Annotated in this window: 14 protein-coding genes; 4 read left to right on the top strand and 10 right to left on the bottom strand. The window is 73.5% G+C overall.

The window, feature by feature from the left end:
* Nucleotides 1-98: 98 nt before the first annotated feature.
* Nucleotides 99-734, top strand: coding sequence for a response regulator (locus MXD95_RS23005; protein ID WP_308301560.1), 636 nt, complete (start codon nucleotides 99-101; stop codon nucleotides 732-734).
* 64 nt (nucleotides 735-798) lie between these two features.
* Here MXD95_RS23005 and MXD95_RS23000 read toward each other — a convergent pair whose 3' ends face one another.
* A complete protein-coding gene (locus MXD95_RS23000) occupies nucleotides 799-2,589 on the bottom strand; it encodes a bifunctional aminoglycoside phosphotransferase/ATP-binding protein (protein ID WP_250642782.1) in 1,791 nt (596 codons plus the stop codon).
* A gap of 378 nt (nucleotides 2,590-2,967) precedes the next feature.
* Nucleotides 2,968-3,492 (bottom strand): hypothetical protein, encoded by a 525-nt coding sequence (locus MXD95_RS22995; protein WP_250642781.1) that lies wholly within the window; start codon nucleotides 3,490-3,492, stop codon nucleotides 2,968-2,970.
* A 770-nt stretch (nucleotides 3,493-4,262) separates the two neighbouring features.
* Between MXD95_RS22995 and MXD95_RS22990 the strand changes: the two genes are divergently transcribed.
* Nucleotides 4,263-4,823 carry a TM2 domain-containing protein gene (locus MXD95_RS22990; protein ID WP_250642780.1) on the top strand — a complete coding sequence of 187 codons (561 nt, stop codon included), beginning with the start codon at nucleotides 4,263-4,265 and terminating at the stop codon, nucleotides 4,821-4,823.
* A gap of 118 nt (nucleotides 4,824-4,941) precedes the next feature.
* The gene (locus tag MXD95_RS22985) at nucleotides 4,942-5,376 is read left to right on the top strand and encodes a DUF2752 domain-containing protein (protein ID WP_250642779.1); all 435 of its coding nucleotides are present in this window, start codon (nucleotides 4,942-4,944) and stop codon (nucleotides 5,374-5,376) included.
* Between the two features lie 431 nt (nucleotides 5,377-5,807).
* Here MXD95_RS22985 and MXD95_RS22980 read toward each other — a convergent pair whose 3' ends face one another.
* The 4 genes from MXD95_RS22980 to MXD95_RS22965 all read right to left on the bottom strand — a co-directional run bounded on the left by MXD95_RS22980 (nucleotide 5,808) and on the right by MXD95_RS22965 (nucleotide 12,451).
* A complete protein-coding gene (locus tag MXD95_RS22980) occupies nucleotides 5,808-7,706 on the bottom strand; it encodes an amidohydrolase family protein (protein ID WP_250642778.1) in 1,899 nt (632 codons plus the stop codon).
* 381 nt (nucleotides 7,707-8,087) lie between these two features.
* Nucleotides 8,088-9,701, bottom strand: a complete 1,614-nt coding sequence (locus tag MXD95_RS22975) for an MFS transporter (RefSeq protein WP_250642777.1) — start codon at nucleotides 9,699-9,701, stop codon at nucleotides 8,088-8,090.
* Nucleotides 9,702-10,171: 470 nt separating this feature from the next.
* Nucleotides 10,172-11,395: an XdhC family protein gene (locus MXD95_RS22970; protein ID WP_250642776.1), complete on the bottom strand. Its 1,224-nt coding sequence runs from the start codon at nucleotides 11,393-11,395 to the stop codon at nucleotides 10,172-10,174.
* A gap of 90 nt (nucleotides 11,396-11,485) precedes the next feature.
* A complete protein-coding gene (locus tag MXD95_RS22965; protein WP_250642808.1) occupies nucleotides 11,486-12,451 on the bottom strand; it encodes a glycoside hydrolase family protein in 966 nt (321 codons plus the stop codon).
* 207 nt (nucleotides 12,452-12,658) lie between these two features.
* Here MXD95_RS22965 and MXD95_RS22960 point away from each other — a divergent pair, with 207 nt between their 5' ends.
* Entirely contained in the window at nucleotides 12,659-13,594 is a 936-nt protein-coding gene (locus MXD95_RS22960; RefSeq protein WP_250642775.1) for a sulfotransferase family protein, read from the top strand.
* A 12-nt stretch (nucleotides 13,595-13,606) separates the two neighbouring features.
* Here MXD95_RS22960 and MXD95_RS22955 read toward each other — a convergent pair whose 3' ends face one another.
* The 4 genes from MXD95_RS22955 to MXD95_RS22940 form a co-directional block, all read right to left on the bottom strand.
* The gene (locus tag MXD95_RS22955) at nucleotides 13,607-13,999 is read right to left on the bottom strand and encodes a DUF2237 family protein (protein WP_250642774.1); all 393 of its coding nucleotides are present in this window, start codon (nucleotides 13,997-13,999) and stop codon (nucleotides 13,607-13,609) included.
* 360 nt (nucleotides 14,000-14,359) lie between these two features.
* Nucleotides 14,360-16,840 (bottom strand): HelD family protein, encoded by a 2,481-nt coding sequence (locus MXD95_RS22950; RefSeq protein ID WP_250642773.1) that lies wholly within the window; start codon nucleotides 16,838-16,840, stop codon nucleotides 14,360-14,362.
* A 230-nt stretch (nucleotides 16,841-17,070) separates the two neighbouring features.
* Nucleotides 17,071-17,652 carry a TetR/AcrR family transcriptional regulator gene (locus MXD95_RS22945; RefSeq protein ID WP_250642807.1) on the bottom strand — a complete coding sequence of 194 codons (582 nt, stop codon included), beginning with the start codon at nucleotides 17,650-17,652 and terminating at the stop codon, nucleotides 17,071-17,073.
* Between the two features lie 344 nt (nucleotides 17,653-17,996).
* Complete coding sequence (locus MXD95_RS22940; RefSeq protein WP_250642772.1) at nucleotides 17,997-20,018, bottom strand: APC family permease; 2,022 nt, start codon at nucleotides 20,016-20,018, stop codon at nucleotides 17,997-17,999.
* Nucleotides 20,019-20,029: the final 11 nt, after the last annotated feature.

The raw sequence follows: 20,029 nt of genomic DNA, 5'->3' as shown, positions 1-20,029 counted from the left end.
GGAAGCGGCCCCGCGCGACGGCACGGACGGGCCTGCTGCCGCCCGGGTCACCCGCCTGTCATGACCGGGACGACCGGATGGGGCGGTATCGTCACCCTGTGAGTACCGTACGGGTTTTCCTCCTGGATGACCATGAAATCGTCCGCCGGGGGATCCGGGAGATGCTGTCCGAGTCCGAGGACATCGATGTGGTCGGTGAGGCGTCGACGGCCGCCGAGGCCCTGCGCCGCATCCCGGCCACCCGCCCGGGTGTGGCCGTGCTCGACGCCCGCCTGGAGGACGGCAACGGCATCGACGTCTGCCGGGATCTGCGCAGCGCACATCCGGAGATCGGCTGCCTGATCCTCACCTCCTATGACGACGACGACGCGCTGTTCGCGGCGATCATGGCCGGTGCCGCCGGCTACCTGCTCAAACAGATCAAGGGCACCGATCTGGTCGGGGCGATCCGCACGATCGCCTCGGGCCGGTCGTTGCTGGATCCCGCGGTCACCCAGCGGGTGCTGACCCGGCTGCGCGAGGGCCCGGCGGAGGACCGCAAGCTTGCCGCCCTCGGCGAGCGGGAACGGCAGATCCTCGTCCTGATCGCCGAGGGCCTGACCAACCGGCAGATCGCCGGGCGCATCCATCTGTCCGAGAAGACCGTGAAGAACTACGTCTCGGCGATCCTGGAGAAGCTGGAGCTGTCCAGTCGTACCCAGGCCGCCGTCTACGCCACCCGCGTCGAAAAGTAACCGCGGCCAGAACCGCCTCGGACTCGGTGCCACGCACCATGCCGGGGCGGCTGGTCGCGGTTGTCTAGTCGAGATGGTTCAGCACGGCCTGCAGCGCCTCGGCGACGGACACGGCGGTGCGGATGACCGTCGCGGACGGCCACGGGTCGGATCGGGCCGCCATCGCCGCCCCGATCGCCTGGGTCGCCTCCCGCGCCCCGGGGCCGGCCCCGATCCGGCGGGCGATGCGCGCGGCGGCGACCTCCGGGGCCGTCACGCAGTGCAGTTCCACCAGGTCGGCGCTCACCTCGTCGGCGAGGTCGGCGGCCTCGGCCCGCAGCCGGGCGCTGGACCAGGACGCGTCCAGCACGACGTTCTCGCCGCGGCACAGGGCCGCGCGGGCCCGGCGCAGCATCTCGGCATAGGTGGCCTCGGTGACCGCGGGGGCGTACCGGCCGACCCCGAATCCGCCATCGCTCGTGGTTCGGTCACCCGCACGAGCCCTGGCCGTATCCGCCCCGAAGGCCCCTGTCGCGGTCGCGGTCGTGGGTGTGGGTGTGGGTGTGGCAGTCGCGGTGGGCGGGGTGTTCTCGGTGGTGGGATCGCCGGCGAGCTCACGGCGGATGATGTCGCTGCGCAGCAGGACCCAGCCGTCACCGGTCTCGGCCAGCCGGCTGGCCAGCGTCGTCTTGCCGGTGCCGGGCAGGCCACCGACCACGACGAGACGCACCCGCCCCGCCCGCAGGTGACGGTGGGCGACGGCGAGCAGCCGGCGGGCCCGTTCCGGGGCGTCCTGGTCGCCCTGGCCGTGTACACAGGCCGTGCGCGCGTGGGTGAACGCGCGGTAGGCGACGTAGAAGTGCTGCAGGGAGCGGGGGTGAACCTCGCCGCTGAACTCCCGGTAGGCCTCGAGGAAGTCGGCGGCCTCCTCAGCGGCACCGAGCCGTTCGAGGTCCATCGCGAGCGAGGCCACGTCGCCGAGGACGTCCCCGGAGCGCAGCAGCGGGTCGAACTCGACGCAGTCCAGGATCCGCGGGCCGTCATCGAGGCAGAAGATGTCCTCGGCGAGCAGGTCGCCGTGGCCGTCGCGGATCCACCCGGCCCGGGTGCGTTCGGCGAGCAGCTCGCCGCGCCCGGCCAGGTACCGCAGGGCGAGGTGACCGATGTCGTCGACGACGGCGGCGTCGAGCTGGCTGCCCCGGTAGGCGACGATCCCGGCCATCGCCTCGCGCCACAGCGCCGCGAGCGCCGCCGGCTCCCCGGCCGCGGCGATCCGCGCCGACGTCTCACACCGCTGGTGGAAGACCGCGAGCGCCCGGGCCACCGAGCGCAGGAACGGCGCGACCCGGTGCCCGCGGCGCACCAGGGTGGACAGCTGACGGTTCGCGGGCATCCGACGCATCACCACGAGATGGTCGACGAGCGCACCGCCGTCGTCGTAGAGGTCGGCGACGCCCAGGTAGACGTCGGGGGCCAGGCGCCGGTTGAGCATCACCTCGGCCAGACACAGCGCCTCCCGAGCCCGCCGATCGGGACCCGGACCCACTCCCGTCGCGACCGGCTTGCGCCGCTTGTAGACATGGTCACCGATCAGGTGGAGCACCGCGCCGTGGGTCTCGTAGGTCTGCCCGGCGGTCAGCTCGGCAAGTGCCGGTGCACGCATCCGTGGCGGACCGGCATGCGCCCGCGTCACCTCCGTAGGCGCCGGCGTGGTCATCGCAACGGCCGAGACGCTCGACGTCGCCGGCACCCTCGGACTGGTCGTCGGACTGGTCGTCGGAGTCGAACCGGACGTCGGAGCGGTCGTGCCGGTGTTTCCCTGGCTGTCGCCGGCACCTGCGCCGGGTAGCGCATCCCGCACGTACTGGACGGTCATCGCCTCTCCCGGGGGTTGCGTGAAACTCTCGCGGACGACGCCCGTTCCAGCGTCGAACAGTCGAACAGCGGCGTTCGATGGTTCTCACTGGTCATGCTCGCCGCCCGGGCGCATGCTCACGACCGCCAGAGGTTGCCTCCCCGAAGGACGTTCGGACCACCGCCGCCGGTCATCCGACCCAGGCCACGGCCCTGCCGCCGCACCATCGCGCGGTACGGGACGCCGTCCGCCCGCCTCCGGCGGCCGCCTCCCGGATTCCGGCGCGCCACCACGGTGGACGTTCCGTGCTACGCGCGGTCCTGTGCGCGGGGACGATCCGTGCTCCGCATGGACCGTCCCCGCGCACCCGCCCTGACCTCAGGTGCTACTCAGTGCTGCTCAGTGCTCCTCGAACTCGCGCAGAAACGTACGCCGTTCCGCGGTTGCCCGCAGCACCAGGCGCTCGGCTCGGGCAAACGCCTCATCGTCCAGGAACAGCTCAGCGCAGTATCGGTCGAGCAGCACCGCGAGGGTGCGCAGTATCTGGCGCAGCTCGACCGAGTCCGCGGCAATCCACGGCCAGGCGTTCTCGCGCATTCCGTGTACTGCATGCAGTACGTCCTGAACGCTCAACGCCCGGAGTCCGTCGCCGGGACCACCGGGAACATGGCCGCCGTCGACCAGCGAGCCGGGTCCGTCCGGATCGCGCATACCGACGCGGGCGCCGAGCGCCCAACAGGTCCACGGGTCACAGGCCACGTCAAGAATACGCCGCCCGCTGGCGAACAAAAGATGCCAACAGGTCCTTTCCGCCAGGAAGAGCCCGTACTTCTCCGCGAGCGGTTCGAGGACCTCCATCGCGGCCAGCGCGAACTCCGCCGTGGACGCCCCGCCAGCGTCCGCCCCCGCCGCTCCGTCGCGCATCCGCGCCCACCTGCCTTCCGGACCGTTCCCACCACGCCGCCGCCGGCCAGCACCCACGTCCCGGCACCGCATATGGACTCACGGTGAACTGTAGAAGACGACCCGGGGGCGTGGTACGGAATCCGCGCGGTTGTTCCTCCCGATGCCGATTGTTGACGCCGCACTTGTGGCCGGCCGTCCCGGCCGCACACGAGATTTCCGGAACAGCCCCGCAAAAGCACCATCCGCCGCCATCCGGCATTCTGTCGAGCTCGACCGGAAAACACGAGGTCACCATGGACGTGCCGCCCGGACGACCCGCCGCGCCGCCGCCTGGCGCCACCCGGGCAGACCCCCCGCGCCGCGTCGGCAGGCCCGGATCGCACCCCGCGAGGAACGGCCTTGGCGGCCGGCGGGTCGCCGGGCACCGCGGCCCGCGACCCTCGGCGGGTGGGCACCTTCGGGTCGTTCTGCCGCCGAAGGGTGCCGCGGTGAGGACGGTCGCGCGGCAGGTCTGGTGATCGCGGCGCGGACGTGGCGCGATCACCGCGGCGGACCTCGACGACGGTGACGGGTGGCCGCACCCTTTGTCACGGTGTGCTACGGGTCGTCCAGGCGACAACCGCTGGGCGAGGAAGGGCGGCCGAGCCTGGGCGTGCCCCGGTAGCATCGCTTCGATCTCCGCGCCGGGGGTACCGCGGCAGGTAGGCCGACCAGGGCGAACCGCCCTCGAGGTGGCTGTCCGGGCGCCACGCACCGTGCTGCGGGCAGCGCAATTCTGGGAGCACACGATGACCTCGCCATGGCAACCGCACGACTCACAGGGCAGACTGGGCCCCGGCGATCAACAGCCCGGATACGCAGAGCACGGCGGTGGCTACCCTGGCCAAGGCCAGGGGCAACCTGGATACCAGGGTCAAGGCCAAGGGCAACCTGGATACCAGGGCCAGGGGCAACCCGGATACCCGGGCGGCCCCGGCTACGGCGGTCAGCCAGGCTATCCCGGTCAGCCCGGTTACCAGGGCGGTTATCCGGGGCCGGGCGGTCCCGGTGGCCCCGGATACGGCGCTCCCCCCGGCTACGGCCCGCCGGCGCCCTTCGACGCCAGCGCGCCCTTCGGCCGCCACCCGCTCACCGGTGAGGCCTATTCGGAAAAGCAGAAGCTCACCGCGGGGCTGCTGCAGATCCTGCTCGGAAGCTTCGGCGCCGGCCGCTGGTACCTGGGTGACACCGGTATCGCGCTGGCGCAGCTGTTCACCTGCGGTGGGCTCGGCGTCTGGGCACTCATCGACGGGATCATGATGCTCACCGGCAACGTCCGCGACAAGCACGGCCGGCCCCTGCGTGACTGACCCGGCCATCCCGGTTCCGGTGTCGGCTCCGAGTCCGGAACCGACACCGGACAGCACGTCGACACCGACGTCGGCGTCGACGCCGGTCGATGCGGACCCGGCCACGCGGTCCCGGCGGGTGACACCGACGCCGACCGGCCTGGCCCCACCCGTGCGGCCGGAGCAGGTGACCCCGGAGCAGGCGCGGCGCCGTCGCGGGATCGGCGTCGCCGTGGCCGCCGGCGCCGTGGCCGGGCTCGGCTACCTGGTCGGCCACGACCCGCACGACCCCCGGGTGGCAATGCCGCTGTGCCCGGTGCGGCACCTCACCAGGCTGGACTGCCCGGCCTGCGGCTCGCTGCGCGCCACCTACGATCTGCTGCACGGCCACTGGGCCCACGCGGCGCACGACAACGTGTTCGCCCTGGCCTGCGCGCCCCTGCTGGCGGTGCTGCTCACCCGCCAGGCCCGCGCCGTGTGGCAGGGCCGCCGTGCCCCGCTGCCAGCCGCGCCCGCCTACGGTCTGGGCGCCGCGGCGGCGGTCTGGATGCTGGTCCGCAACATCTGCGGCTAATCCTCAGATGACCGTGACATTGTTCCAGCCTCCGACGGTGGATGTCCGCCGGCCGGCTCGATGACGACGAGAAGCGCCGGGCCGGGATGCGCGGCTCCCGCCGGATGACCGTCACTCCTGTGAGGCCGCACGGCTGATGCCCGCACGGTGCCCCCGCCGTCACCGTCAACTCCGGTTGTCACGACCGGCGAGCCCTCTCCCCACCGCCGACCCACCACCACCACCCTCCTCACCGCCGCGCGTGACGACGGATCAGCCCCGGAAAACCTCCGTGTCGCTTCTACCGGGTTACGAAGGGACAAATCGGCACACAAAGCCCGGTAGAAGCGACATCCCCGCGCACCAGCAACGCCACCACCCCGAAAACCATCACGGACAGTGAGATTCACCAGGTGAAACCAGCCGCGAGCCGGAGATCCACGACAAGCAACCTAGGCCAAGGCCGCGTGGATGGGGACGCCGGCGACGAGCGTGAGGCGCACCCACGCGGCCGACGGCTCGGCCAGCAGATCGGCCAGCCCACAGGAGGTCAGGCACAGGTCCGCCGGCGCGCCGGGCCGCACCGTGCGTAGCCGCGCGGGATCGCCGGGATGCCCGAGAAACAGGCAGAGCGCCGCGGCCGAGCCCAGACGTTCATGCCCGCCGAGGGTCCTGCCCGCGGCGGTGCGGCGGTGCACCGCCGCGTACACCGCCGCCCAGGGGTCGGACCCGCCGAACGGGCCGTCAGTGCCCGCGGCCAGCCGCACCCCGGCACGCACCAGCGATGCCGCCGGGTAGAGCGACGCCGGATCCTCGTCCGTGACCTCCGCGAGGTAGTGATCGCCCCGCTCGGCGACGAAGTTCGGCTGGGTCACCACGGTCAGCCCGGCGCCGCGCAGCTCACCGTAGAGCTCGGCCGGAATCACCGCCCCGTGTTCGATGCGATCACCGCTCCCGGCAGCGTGCCGGCCGACGAGCCGATGCCGCCCGACGGACGGGGGCTGCCCGGCGAACCGGCGCTGGTCGACGGGGCCGGCCGCGGTAAGGGCGGCGAGCGTCAGCACGGTCTGCACCCGTGTCACGCAGTGCACGGCGACCGGATGTCCCCGCTGGTGGGCAGCGTCAACCCGGCAGATGAGCCGGTCCAGGCCGGGCAGCCGGTCGTCATCCAGGATGATCTTGACGGGCCCGTCGGTCACCCGTGCGGTGCCGTCGGCCGCCTCCATCGCCGGCACGCCGTCGCGCGACGGCGACGCATCCGGTTCGGCCCGCGCATCCCGCGCGGCGCCCGCACCCCGGTCGTCGCGCCTACCCACCCCGGCCCGCGGACCGGGACCGGCGGGCCGGCCGGTGTCACTGCGGTCGCCGGTGTCACTGCGGTCGCCGGTGTCACTGCGGTCGCCGGTGTCACTGCGGTCGCGGGCGGGATGCGAGCCGGGCTCGGGACGCATGAGGTCGAGTCGCTGGGGCAGCGCACCGCTGGCCGCCGCCGCGACAAGCAGCGCACGCTCACCGGCGCCGCGTCCCGGGGTGGCATCGGTGAACCCGGTGACGCCACGCGCCGCGGCCTGCCGTCCCACCCGCGCGAGATCCAGCGACACCGATGGGACCGCGGGATTCTCGCGCAGCCAGTCGTCCATCCGCCACAACCGGCCGGTCGGAAGCCCGGCGCCGTCGCGTTCCACTCCAGGCAGCCGGCATGAGTCCACCCCGGCACGCTCGATCGCCGCCGAGTTCAGCACCCACAACGCTCCCCCGCGGTGCTGCACCCTCACGGGACGCCGTGCACACAGCTCGTCCAGGACGTACCGGTCAAGGTCACCAGCGACCGACGGGTGGTATCCCACCGCCCGCACCCAGCCGCCTTCAACCCCGCCCATCCCCGGCTTCGGGGCGATCCCGGGATCCTGGTCGGCCGCGGCCACCGGGTCGGCCGCGAGCACCGAACCCGCCGCGGGTGCGGTGCGTAGAGCGGCCTGGAGCCCGCTACGATCGACAACCGTGGGTGGCCCCGCCCACACCGAGCGCGCGGCCGCGGCCAGCGACATCAGATGCACATGATGATCGTGCAGGCCCGGTATCAGCGCGCCGCCGCCGGCGTCGATCACCCATTCCCCGGGCAGCGGGTCCAACGGCCGCCCGCTGAGCGTGATGATCCGCCCGCCGGCTATCCGCACGTCCATGAGCGGCACGTCCAGCGCCGCATCAGGCGGCGGCACATCGCTGGGCGGCAGGTACGCCGACGGGGCGACGCCCAGGAACCTCGCGGCCCGCGCCGCGGTCGGAAACACCTGCGCCCGCCGAATCAACAGCCTGCCGGTACCGCGTGCGGTGTCCTGCGTCCGGCCCATCTCAGCCACCCTACGAGTTTCCGTCACCGTGCGGACCGCCGGCCTGGTGCCGGGCGGCGCAGCCCACTCGATAGGCGGAACTGTCAGCGCGGCTGTCCCGCGAACGCGGTCCGAGTGGACGGGACCTGCTCAGATCAACCTGCGCCCTCGTCACCCCGAGCCCCCTCCCCGAGAACCCCGCGTCCCCGAGATCGCCACCTTCCGCACTGGTCCGCCGAGCAAGATCCGGCTAACCAGGTCGCAGTGGGGGGCAAATCGGACACGAACACCCCCACAGCGACCTGCTTGGATCTTCCGCCCGCCTGACGCCGGGATGCGGTTTCGGAGCGTGACCTTCGCCGTGTGGTGGCCTCAGGCCGACCCTGAATCAGGCAGATCCGATCAGCCGCCTACGGATACGACTCTCGCGGTGGGGATGGTGGGGATGGTGGGGATGGCCTCCCCTGCCGCTTCGGAGGTGGAGATGGCGGGCAAGGGGACGGACGCGGCGGCGGGTGTGGCGGCCGAGGTGAGGACAGGCGCTGCGGCACGGCGGCGGGGTGGGGTCCAGCGGGCGCGGTGGCGGGCACGGACGGGGGCGAGGACGGCGGCGACCGTCGCGTACACCGCGGCGAGGCCTGCGATGGCGAAGACGATGCGAAAGGCGCCGAGAGTCGGGACCGGGCCCTGCGCGGTCGCCACCGACAGATGGCCGAGGATCCCGGCGACGGCGGCACTGCAGGCCGCCTGCCCCACCATCCGCGCGAGGACCGTGAGGCCGCCGGCGGCGGCGGTCTGGGCGCGGGGCACCGCCTGCACGGTGAGCATCGCCACCCCGGAGTAGGCCAGTGCCGTGCCGGCGGCGACGACCGTCCCACCTAGGATGATCATGAAAAGGTCGTGGCTGTTGGCCAGGCGGAGCAGGTAGCCGACGGTGAGGGTGTTCGTGCCCAGCAGCAGGGTGGTGCGCGGACCGCGGGTCGCGGTGATCCACGCCGACAGCGGGGACAGGGCGACCATCGCAAGCCCGCCGGGCAGCAGGCACAGACCGCCGGCGAGCACCGACAGGCCCAGGCCGTAGCCGGTCTCGCGGGGTACCTGGACGAGCAGTGCGGTGCACATCGCGTTCGCGTAGAACGCGAAGCCGACGCCGAGGGCGGCCGCGTTGGCCATGAGGACCGGACGACGGGCGGCCAGGCGCAGGTCGACGAGCGGATCGGTGAGGCGCGTCTGCCGGCGCGCCCAGCCGCCGAGGATCACGAGTGCGGCGAGCGCGAGTGCGCCGACGTGGAGGCTGAAGGGTCCCCGGCCGGCGGCTCGGGACACGGCCAGCAGCCCGCAGAGCAGGCCGGCGGCGAGCCCGATGGCGCCGGGGGTGTCGAAGCGGGCGGGGGCGCGCACCGGGGACTCTCGCACGACCATGCGGGCCGCGACCATCAGGGTGACGCCGAGGGCCGCGATCACCCAGAACATCATGTGCCAGTCGGTGTATTGGACGATCAGTGCGCCGAACGGGACACCGATGACGGCGCCCACGCCCACCGTCGCGCTCATCATCGCCACTGCCGGTCCCACCCGGTCGCCTGGCAGCTCGTCGCGCAGGATGCTGATCGACAGCGGCACCACCGCGAGGCATGCCCCCTGCATGCCTCGCCCGGGGATCAGCAGCCACAGCCGCGAGGTGACCGCGCACAGCAGGGAACCGGCGACCAGCACCCCGAGCGCGAGCAGCAGCATGCGCCGTTTACCGACGATGTCCCCGGCCCGGCCGAACAGCGGCGTCACCACCGCTGCGACCAGCAGGCCGACGGTGATCAGCCAGCTTGCGTCGGCCGTGGAGGCGCCGGTCAGCCGCGGGAGGTCGGGCAGCAGCGGGACGAGCCAGACCTGGGCGACCGCGGTCAGCACCCCGCCGGCGCCGAGGACGACGGCGAGCCGCCGCCCGCGGACGGTGCCCACCGCGGCCAGCGGCACGGTGGGGGCGGCGTCGAGCGGGTGCAGGGCAGGTACGTCCACATGGCTCCTCGGGATGGTCCTCGCGGCCATCGGGTCAGCCGCGAGACCGGCGACGCGCTCTGCGCCGCCCGCGCCGGTAGCGGTCTACGCCGGTCGCGGACCCGGCCGGTCGCGGTCTCTGTCGGCACAGTCAACGTCCCGTGACTTTCGGCGGTCAACGCCACCCCGATCGGCGCACCCCCGCCTCTCGCCGACATCGATGCAGGTCACAGGCCCGATGAGGGCATATGAGGGTAGGCGGGGCAGCCCCGGAGCGCGGACCACCCCGGTGCGCCCCCACCCCCGCCCGCCCCCCGCGCTCCGGCTCGTCCGACCGAATCCGCCGCGAGTGCCAACCGGGCCAGACACGGGTGCCAACCGGGCCAGATCAGCGACACCGAGCCTCGCCGGTGGCACTGGGTCTCGCCGGTGAGACCCGGGCCTGGTCGGTGGCGACCTGGTCGGTGGCGACCTGGTCGGTGGGGGTGTGGTCAGTGGCGGCGTGGTCCCGTGGGGGGTGCGGGTGCGACGTTGGGGTCGGGTGCGGCGTACGGGTCGGGTGCGGCGTGGATGGCGCCCCGGGTGACGCGCAGGGGGCGGCCGCTGCCACCTCGGCGGCTGGCGATGATCTCCGCGGCGATGGACACCGCCGTCTCCTGCGGGGTGTGCGCGCCGAGGTCGAGACCGATCGGCGCGTGCAGGCGGGCAAGCTCCGCCTCGGTCATACCGTTCGCCCGCAGCCGGTCCAGCCGGTCCGCGTGAGTCCGCCGCGATCCCATCGCGCCGACATACCCCGCCGGGGTGCGCAACGCCACCTGCAGCAGCGGGAGGTCGAACTTCGGGTCATGGGTGAGTACGCAGATCGCCGTACGGGCATCCAGGGCGGACCGGGCGAGGTAGGCGGCGGGCTGGGCGCAGACCACCTCGTCGGCGTCGGGGAACCGCCGGGCCGTCGCGAACACCGGCCGGGCATCACACACCGTGACACGGAAGCCGAGGAACCGGCCCATCCGTGCCATGGCCGCGGCGTGGTCGGCGGCGCCGAACACCAGCATCCGCGGTGCCGGGAGGAAGGTCTGGACGAACGCGGGCGCCCGGCCGGGCCGCTGGCGTCGGACCGGAGCGGCCCCGGCGGCCAGCAGCCGGCGGGCGTCGTCGAGGTCGGTGGCGTCCAGGCCCGGGGAGCGCAGTGCGCCCACCGCCCGGGTGGGCCAGACCGCGGCCTGGTCGCCGGCACCGGCGCCGCCGAGCACGGTGATCAACGCCACCGCCTCGTCGGTGGCGAGCGCCGCCAGCACACCGTCGAGCGCCTCGCCGTCGGTTGCCTCGCCGCCGGGCGGCACCCGGCCGGGCACGTCCGCGGATCGACCACCGGCACCCGCGTCCGCGGGCGACCGCGCGGGTGTCGGATACGGGATGACGCCGATGTCGAGGTCGCCGCCGCAGGTCAGGCCGACCGCGAAGGCGTCCGCGTCGGTGAAGCCGAAGTGTTCCAGGCGAGGCCCGCCCTGACGCAGCGCCTCCAGCGCCGAGTCATGGACAGCCCCTTCGACGCAGCCGCCGGACACCGAGCCGACCACCTCGCCGTCGGCGGCGACGGCCATCGCCGCACCGGGCGGGCGGGGGGCGCTGCCGCGTACGGCGACGACGGTGGCGATCGCGAACGTCCGCCCGACCGCCCGCCATTCCCGCAGCGCCTCGGCGATCTCCCGCATCGCGCGCCCCTCACCCCGTGGCCGCTGCCACCGCTGCCACCAGGGACCACGATAGGACGACGGCCCGGACCCACGCTCGACGAGAGGGGCTCAGGAAGCCACGCGGGGGGCGGGGGGAGCCGCGGGGTGCAGCTCGGTGCGCAGTTCGTGGGCGCCATCGGGCAGGGCGACCTCGTAGTAGAGCCGGCGGGCGCCATCCGGCAACGTCACCACGCTCACGTAACGCAGCGCGCCATCGCCGACGGGCGAGGACGCGACCGGTTCGGTCCCCACGGCGTGGAACCGCTGCGGGGTGCGGCCGACGGCAAGCCCGGTACGTTCGGCCCAGTTCTGCGCGGCGCTGGCCCGACCGTCGTAGAAGGCGACGGGCTGGGGGCCGTCGGTGAGGACGGCGGTGATGCGCACGCCGCGGGCGTCCCAGTGGCCGGGGCGCGGGGCGAGCGCCGAGCCGGTGAACGTCCAGTGGACGCCGTCGTCGCTGGTGGCGTGGCGGCTGTCCATCCGGTCGGTGGCGTCCGGGTCGTCCAGCGGATGGCAGGAGGCCCACAGCTGCCAGCGGCCGTCGAGCCAGGCGACCACCGGGTCCTTCACCGCGAGGGCGGCCGGGTCGCCGGGCAGCACAGTACGCCGGCTGGACGGGTCGAAGGCCTCCGGCGAGTCGGCCTCGAGCAGGTCCACCCACCAGTGCGGGCTACCCGGGGCCGCGCAGCTGACGTAGAGCCGGAACCGGCCCTGGGGGGTGACGACAAGCGCCGGGCGCTCCAGGCTCTCGGCGCCGAAGGGCTCGCGGGCAACGACGGCGAGCTCGGTGAACGTCTCGCCGTCGGTGGACCGCGCGATCACCACGCCGAAACCACGCCCGGATCCGATCGGACGGCGCAGCCGGTAGGCCAGGTAGTACACCCCGTCGACGAGCAGAGCGCTCGGCGCCCCGGCCCAGAAACCCGGCCCCACACCGGGCGCCGGGGCAACGGCCACGCTGGGCTGACATCCGGGCACCGCGATGGCGTCCACTCCGGCCGCCGGGGCCGTCTCCACCCGGGTCGCCGTCTTCATCGCGATGGTTTGCTGCCGGACTGTTGCCATCGGGCAACCCTACCGTTGCCAAGCTGGGGAGGTATGCCCAAGGACGCTCCGCCGGCCGGCGGGCACGGCTACCATCCTGATTTCACCGATCGACTTACTCGGTTATTCCCTCAGCAAACCTACCGCCACCCGCGACCGGCCCGTCCCGGCTTTCCGTCCTGAATCCGGAGCCCGCCCATGGCCCTGCCCGACTTTCTCGTGATCGGAGTGCCCAAGGCGGGCACGACCGCCCTGCACGCGGCGCTCACCCGTCACCCGCAGCTGTTCCTGCCCGCGGTGAAGGAACCCAAGTTCTTCCTGACCGCGGGTCCCCCGCCGGCGCGGGGCGGTCCCGGGGACGCGCAGACGTACCAGGAGCACGTCTGGCGCCAGCAGGACTACGAGGCGCTGTTCGACCCGGCACCGGTAGGGACCCTGCGGGGCGAGGCCACACCGTTCTACCTGTACGACCTGGACGCGCAGAACCGGATATGCCGGCTCGCGCCCAAGGCGCGTCTGGTGGTGCTGCTGCGCAACCCGGTCGACCGGGCCCATTCGAACTGGACGCATCTGTGGGCGGCGGGGCTCGAGCCCGAACGGGACTTCGTGCGAGCGTGCGCGCTGGAGGAATCCCGCCGGGACGCCGGCTGGGCGGCGTTCTGGCACTATGTCTCGCTCGGCCGCTACGGCGAGCAGCTCGCCCACCTGTTCGGCCTGTTCCCCCGCGAGCAGGTGCTGGTGCTGCGCTACCGGGACCTGCGCGACTCCCCTGAGGAGACGCTGGACCGGGTGTGCGCGTTCCTCGGGGTGGCGACCGGCACGATCGGGGCGGTGCCCTCGGAGAACGTGACGCCGTTCGTCGCCGACTCGCCGGTGAACACCGTGCTGCGGGCGGCGCTGCGCACCGGCGGGCGCATCGGGGCGCATTTCCCGGTGCCGGTACGCCGCGCGGTGCGCGGACCGCTGCTCACGGCGCTGCAGCGCCAGTCCGGGGGCCGTCCGAGGCTCACTCCGGCACAGCGCAGCGCGGTGCTTCCCTACTTCACCGCCGACATCGCCCGCCTCGAGGAGGTCACCGGCCTGCCCTACGGCGACTGGCTGACCGTGGGCGTCGAGCCCGATGTGATCGACTAGCCGATCGGTCGCCTAGCCGAGCGAGCGCGGGTCGGCGGGAACGTCGACGGCGTGGGCGCGCAGCGCCTCGAGCGGGATGACCTCCAGGGCCCGCTCGTGGGTGCTGGCCAGCACCACCGGTGCGGCGGCGCCCGCGTGGTAGGCCTGCAGCCAGCGCACCGCGACGACGCACCAGCGGTCGCCCGGGCGCAGCCCGGGGAAGGTGTACTCCGGGCGAGGGGTCGACAGGTCGTTGCCCACCTGCCGCTGGTGCTGCAGGAACTCGGCCGTCATCACCGCGCACACGGTGTGACTGCCCAGGTCCTCCGGGCCGGTGCTGCAGCACCCGTCACGGTAGAACCCGGTCACCGGATCGGTGCCGCAGGGCTCCAACTCGCTGCCGAGGACGTTTCTTTCCGCTGCCACCTCGCCATTTTCACCCACGCCCACGCCGCCCACACAGCGACCTGCCAGATCGGGCCGGCCCGGTCATCTCGCCGTGGCCGCCAGCGGCCGCCACCCGCTGGCCCGGCGCCGTGCGCCGGATTCGCCGGCGCCTGCCCACGGATGCGCCGGGCTGGTCCCCACGGCCGCATCCGTGGGGCCCGGCGTGGCCGCGATCCGCGACGATCGTACGTGGGCAGATCGTCCCGGCCGGGCGGCCCGGCCCAGCTCCGGCCCCTGCCTGCCGGCCCGCCTGCCGTGTCGGGAGTGGTTCGGCCCGGGATCTCGACCGGATCCTGACGGGTGATCATGGCCATTGCGGCCGACACCGCGCGGACCGGTTCAGCCTGCCGGGACGGGATCGCGCAGCGCCTCGGGCAGGGCGTCGGCGTGCACGACGGTCAGCGCGCTGACCGCCCGGGTGAGCGCCACATACAGGCGGCGTTCACCGAGCAGCGGCTCGGTCTCGGCCGCCACGATCGAGGCCGGCTCCACCGCGATCACATGGTCGAACTCGAGCCCCTTGGCCAGGGAGGCCGGCACCAGGCTCGCCCGAGTGGACGCGGGCACCCCCTCGTCATCACCGAGCGTGGCCACCGGTAGGCCAGCGGCCCGCAGGGCCGGGAGGAGGCCGGCGACGTCCCCATCGGCCGCGATCACGGCGAGGGAGCCCTCGCGGGTGAGCGCCACCCGGGCCGCCTCGGCCACGGTGCCCGGCACATCCGCGGTGGCGAGCACTGCCAGCGCCCCGGGTGCCGTGCGGACCGAGACCGCCGGCGGCAGGTCGGGGGCGATGCGGGCCAGCAGCCGGTTGGCGAAGGCGAGGATCTCCGCCGGAACCCGATAGCCGCGGGTCAGGACCTCCAGATGGGCGTCCCGCCGGCCCAGATGGCCCAGTTGGGCCGGCCAGGACGTCGCGGCCCACGGCGTCGTGCCCTGGGCCAGGTCCCCGAGGACGGTGAGCGACCCGTCGAGGCAGCGGCGGGCGAGTGCCCGGCACTGCATCGCCGAGAGGTCCTGTGCCTCATCGACGATGAGGTGCCCGACTCCCTCCGTGCCTTCGAGCAGGTCCCGAGCCTCGTCGACGAGGAACGCCTCGGCCCGTGACCAGCGCGGCCGGCGCGCCGGGCCCGGCGGCGCCGTGGCGAGCAGCAGCGCCTGCTCGTCCGGATGGAGGATGCCCTGGCCCGCGCGGGCCAGCAGGTCCGGGTCGGTGAGCAGCCGGTGGACCAGGCCCGGGGCGTCGAGTGCCGGCCAGACGGCATCCACCGCGTCACGGATCGGCCGGCTGCGGGCCAGCGTGCGCAGCGCCCCGTCGGTGAAGAAGTGGCCGCCGAGCTCGGCCCGGCGGCGCACCGCGTTCGCGAGCTGCCCGGCGAGCCGCTCGCGCGCCGGGACGTAGCGCACCGTCCCTGCGCGCAGGGCCGCGGCGGCGGCGGTGAACAGGTCGGCGAAGTCCTGCTCGCCCACCGTCCAACGCCCCACCCGGGTGGTGACCGAAACCTGCCCGTCCGGGGGACGCAGCCCGCCGTGCGCGGCGGCCCGCAGCACGGCGGCGAGGCGCGCGTCTCCCTTGAGCACCGCCGACGCCACCGGCTCCCCACGGCCAGCCTCCCCGCCGACGGCGCTGTCGGTGCCGTCGGTGCCGACGGTGCCCACCAGCTCGTCGACGGTGACATGGCGCACCGCGTTCTCGCCCAGCGCCGGCAGGACCGCGGCGATGTAGCGCAGGAACGCCTGGTTGGGCCCCACGACCAGCACCCCCGCGCGGGCCAGGCGCTCCCGGTGGGCGAACAACAGATAGGCCGCCCGGTGCAGCCCGACCGCGGTCTTCCCGGTTCCTGGGGCGCCCTGCACGCACAGGCTCACGCTCAGATCGGCCCGGACGATCTCGTCCTGCTCCGGCGCGATCGTCGCGACGATGTCGCGCATCGGCCCCGACCGCGGCCGTTCGATCTCCCGCTCGACAAGGCTCCCCGCGCGGACCACCCCCTGCGCCGGCACCGCCTGGGCGGTGGTGGGTGGACCGGGCGTGCCGGCCGGATCGGCCATCGCCACCGAGGGGGACGTACCACCCGACGGGGCCGGTGGGTCCGTGGTCATCACCGGTTCGTCCTCGTAGGCGGTGAGGATCCCGGCGTCGTAGCCGAACCGGCGCCGGGTGCGGACGCCCATCGGGTCGCCTCGGTGCGCCCGGTAGAACGGCCGGGCCACGTCCGCCCGCCAGTCCACGACCAGCGGATCGTCCCCGGCGGACTCGCGCACGTAGCGCCGCCCCAGATAGAACCGTCGTCCGGCGACTGCGGCGTTCCCGCCACCAGCGCCACCGGGCCTGCCGTGGCCACCGGATCCGCCGTCGTTCCCGGCCCCGTCGTCGTTCCCGGCCCCGGCGCCGCTGCGGGCCACGCCACCGGCGCCGGGCGCGTCCCCGGCATCCGGGCCGTGGGCGGCATAGTCCAGCCGGGCGAAGAACAGGGGGGTGTCGCCGCCGTCGGCGAGGCTGGCGATCCGACGCTTGCGGGCCTGCCGGAGGAACTCGTTGGTCGCCTTGTCGCCGACGGGATCACCCTCGGCCATCCGGGTGTTCCGCGCCTCGTCGCGCATCCCGTGCAACGCCCGGCGCCCCCGTTGCAGGTACGCACGCTCGGCTGCCAGCTCGGCCGCGCCCTCGGCCCGCGGGTCCGCCCTGTCGCCGGAGCGCCCGCGTGCGGCTGTCGGTTCATGCGCCGCTCCGCTGCGGGTCGGAACGGCGCGGGCACCGTCCGGCCCGCGGGGATCCTCGAAGTCCGGGCCGGTCCCGCCGTCGTTCTCGATGCTCCGCATGCCAGCGCTCCGCGTCATCGCCACTCCCCAATTTTTACCCGGTAAAGTTTACCGAAGGGGCCAGGGCCGCCATGCGATCGGCCCGCGCCACCGAGGCGTCCCGAGCGCACGTCCGCGCCCATGGCGACCTGCTCGGATCTCCGACCGGTCTGGCCCCAGGACATCCGTTGCGGAACGTGACCCTGGTCGGGGGCTGGGCGCGGGGGGCCGGGGGGGCGCGGCGTCCGGGGTCAGGCGTAGTCGGGTAGGCCGCGGCGCAGGCTGGTGAACGCGCGGTGGGCGGCGCAGACGGCCTCGGCGTGGCGGGCGGCGGCGGGCTCGCCCGCGGACAGGTGGGTCCAGTTCTCCCGGGCCAGGACCCGCTGCACGACGACGACCTGCGCGGCGGCAAGGCGGGCCGCGAGCTCTCCGGCGCCCGGGACGGCCTCGGCAAGGGCGGTGGCAAGGGCGCGCTCGTCGACGTCGGCGTAGTGGGCGACCCGCCCGAGCAGGCTCGGGGTACCGAACACCATCGCGTGGAAGGCAAGGACTTCGGGAACGTCGTTCAGACCGGTCACCGGCTCGCGGCGGTCCAGACCGGCCACCAGGTGGGCTTCCAGTGCGTCCAGGGGCGCCACGCCGTCCGTCCGGGCGTGCACCACCCGCGCCGCCTCGCCACGATGGTCGAGGATGCGGTGCAGGACCAGGTCCTCCTTGGCCGGGAAATGGGCGAACAGGGTCGGTTTGGTCACCTGGGCCGCCGCGGCGATCTCGGCGACCGGCACCTCGTCGAACCCGCGTTCGAGGAACAGTGCGATCGCCGCTGCCGACAGCGCGTCATGAGTCCGTTGCCAGCGCCTGGCCCGACCATGTTCGGCGACGCCATCCTCGGCCCGACCCTCCCGGGCCCGGCCGTGAGCGGGTGTGCCCCTCACCTGGCCGATCCCTCAGCCGAGCCGCCCACCTGCCCGCGCCCGGCCCATCCAACTCGTCGAATACGTCCGCGCCTCGGCCATGTTCATGGTGCGACTATGGCAGAGGGCGACCGCGACCAGCCCGCGTCGTCGACGCCGGCATCCGCCCGGCGGCCACCCGCCACCGCCCGACATCCGTTGTCCAGGGGCAGGTACGACGAGCGACCTGCCGACCGGATCGGACCTGCCGGCCGGCAGGTCCGTCAGGCGACGTGGACGAAGGGACGCCGCGCCGGGTCGGGTTCGGCCTCGCGCAGCACCTCGCGGGTGACGGTGGCGACCTCGCCCACGCCGAAGAACAGGAAACGCAGGAAGTTGACCAGGGGATTGCCCTCCGTCCACTCGAAGTAGACGTGCGGGCGGACGTCGGCGGTGTCGCGCAGGTGCAGCAGCAGCGCGGCGATCGCGTTGGGCACCGAGGTGCTGGTCGCGCACAGTATCCGGTAGCCGGCGCGCTCGACACCGTGCACGTCCAGCTCGCCCTCGAACTCGGACGAGTCAGGCACGCTGACCTCAAGGAAGAGCAACGGCACGGCCTCGGGCACGTACAGCTCATCACGGGCCTTGCGAACCTTGTCGGCGTATTCGGCGGCGTCGCCGACATCGAGCTCGTTGGCGACGAGGTGGAGCCCGCCGGTCGCCGCGGCCTGCCCCACCCACGTGGTGGTGACGTCGTCCAGGCGCACGCCGGTGACCCGCAGCTCGAAGGCACGCTGTGCGCGTGAGCCGAACGAGACCAGCATGATCGCCACGATGAAGATCGAGCCGATGATGAGGCCGTCGGGGCGTTCGATGATGTTGGCGATGGTGGTGTACACGAACACCGCGGCGATCACGCCATAGGCGACGGCGGCCCGGCGCCGGCCGCCGCGCAGCGCCGAGAGGGTCACCGCGAGGGCCGCCGAGGTGATGAGCACCAGCACGCCGGTGGCGTAGGCGCCGCCCTGTTTGTCCACGCTGGCATCGAAGACCACCGTCACGGCGAACCCGATGGCGGTGAACACCAGCACCAGCGGTCGCACCGCACGCGCCCAGCTCGGGGCCATGCCGTAGCGGGGCAGGTAGCGCGGGACGAGGTTGAGCAGCCCGGCCAGCGCCGAGGCGCCGGCGAACCACAGGATGAGAATGGTGCTCGCGTCGTAGACGGTGCCGAACACCGAGCCGAGGCGCTCATGGGCCAGGTAGGCCAGCGCGCGCCCGTTGGCCTGCCCGCCCGGCTCGAACTCGCGCTCGGGGATGAGCAGGGTCGTCGCCAGGCTTGAGGTGATCAGATAGACAGCCATGATCACCGCGGCGGTGGTGAGCAGTGTGCGCGCCCCGCGGATCCGCCCAGCGGGATGATCCTCCGTGTCGTCGTCGTCCCCGCGCACCAGCGGCATCACCGCCACGCCGGTCTCGAATCCGGACAGGCCGAGCGCGAGCTTGGGGAACACGATCAGCGCGAAGCCGACCAGCGCGATCGGGTCTGGATGCTCGCGCACCAGCAGCGCATGCCAGTCGTCGAACAGGTGCGGATGGCCGACGATCTCGACCAGCGCGTCGACGACGACCACCGCGTTCAGCCCGAGGTAGAGCGCGACCAGTACGACGGCGATCCCGACCGCCTCGGTGAAGCCCAGCAGGAACACCCCGCCGAGCGCGGTCAGCAGCACCAGGGTGACGCCGACCTGGTGTCCCTCGAGCGCATGCGGCGCGTAGGGGTTCTCCAGGATGTGCGCGGTCGCGTCGGCGGCGGACAGGGTGATCGTGATGAGAAAATCCGTGCAGGCGAAGCCCAGCAGCGCGAGCACCAGGATCTTGCCGCTCCACCAGGGCAGTTCCTTTTCCAGCATGGCGATGGAGCCCTCGCCGTGCGGTGAGTCGTGTGCCACCCGCCGGTACACCGGCAGGGCACCGGCAAGGGTCACCAGCACCAGCACCGCGGTGGCGATCGGGCTGACCGCGCCCGCGGCGAGCGCGGCGATACCCGGCTGGTAGCCGAGGGTGGAGAAGTAGTCGACGCCGGTCAGGCACATGACCCGCCACCACGGGTGCAGCCTGTGCTCGGCGGCGGGTTGGGCGTGCGGACCGGCATGCTGGGTGGTCTGTTCGGTCCCGGACAGCAGCCAGGCCGCTACCCGGCCCCCACTCGGGCCCGTCCGCCCCGCAGGGATCCCAGCCGGCCCGGCCTCCTCACGCGGCCCGTGCGGACCAGACTGGCCTTGGTGGAGCGGATGATCTGGCATGGGGTGCATCC

Origin of the sequence: Frankia sp. AiPa1, assembly GCF_023243075.1 — a bacterium.
Classification (GTDB): domain Bacteria; phylum Actinomycetota; class Actinomycetes; order Frankiales; family Frankiaceae; genus Frankia.
Note: the sequence above shows the minus strand (reverse complement) of the source record. Positions and strands in the feature narration are given on the sequence as shown.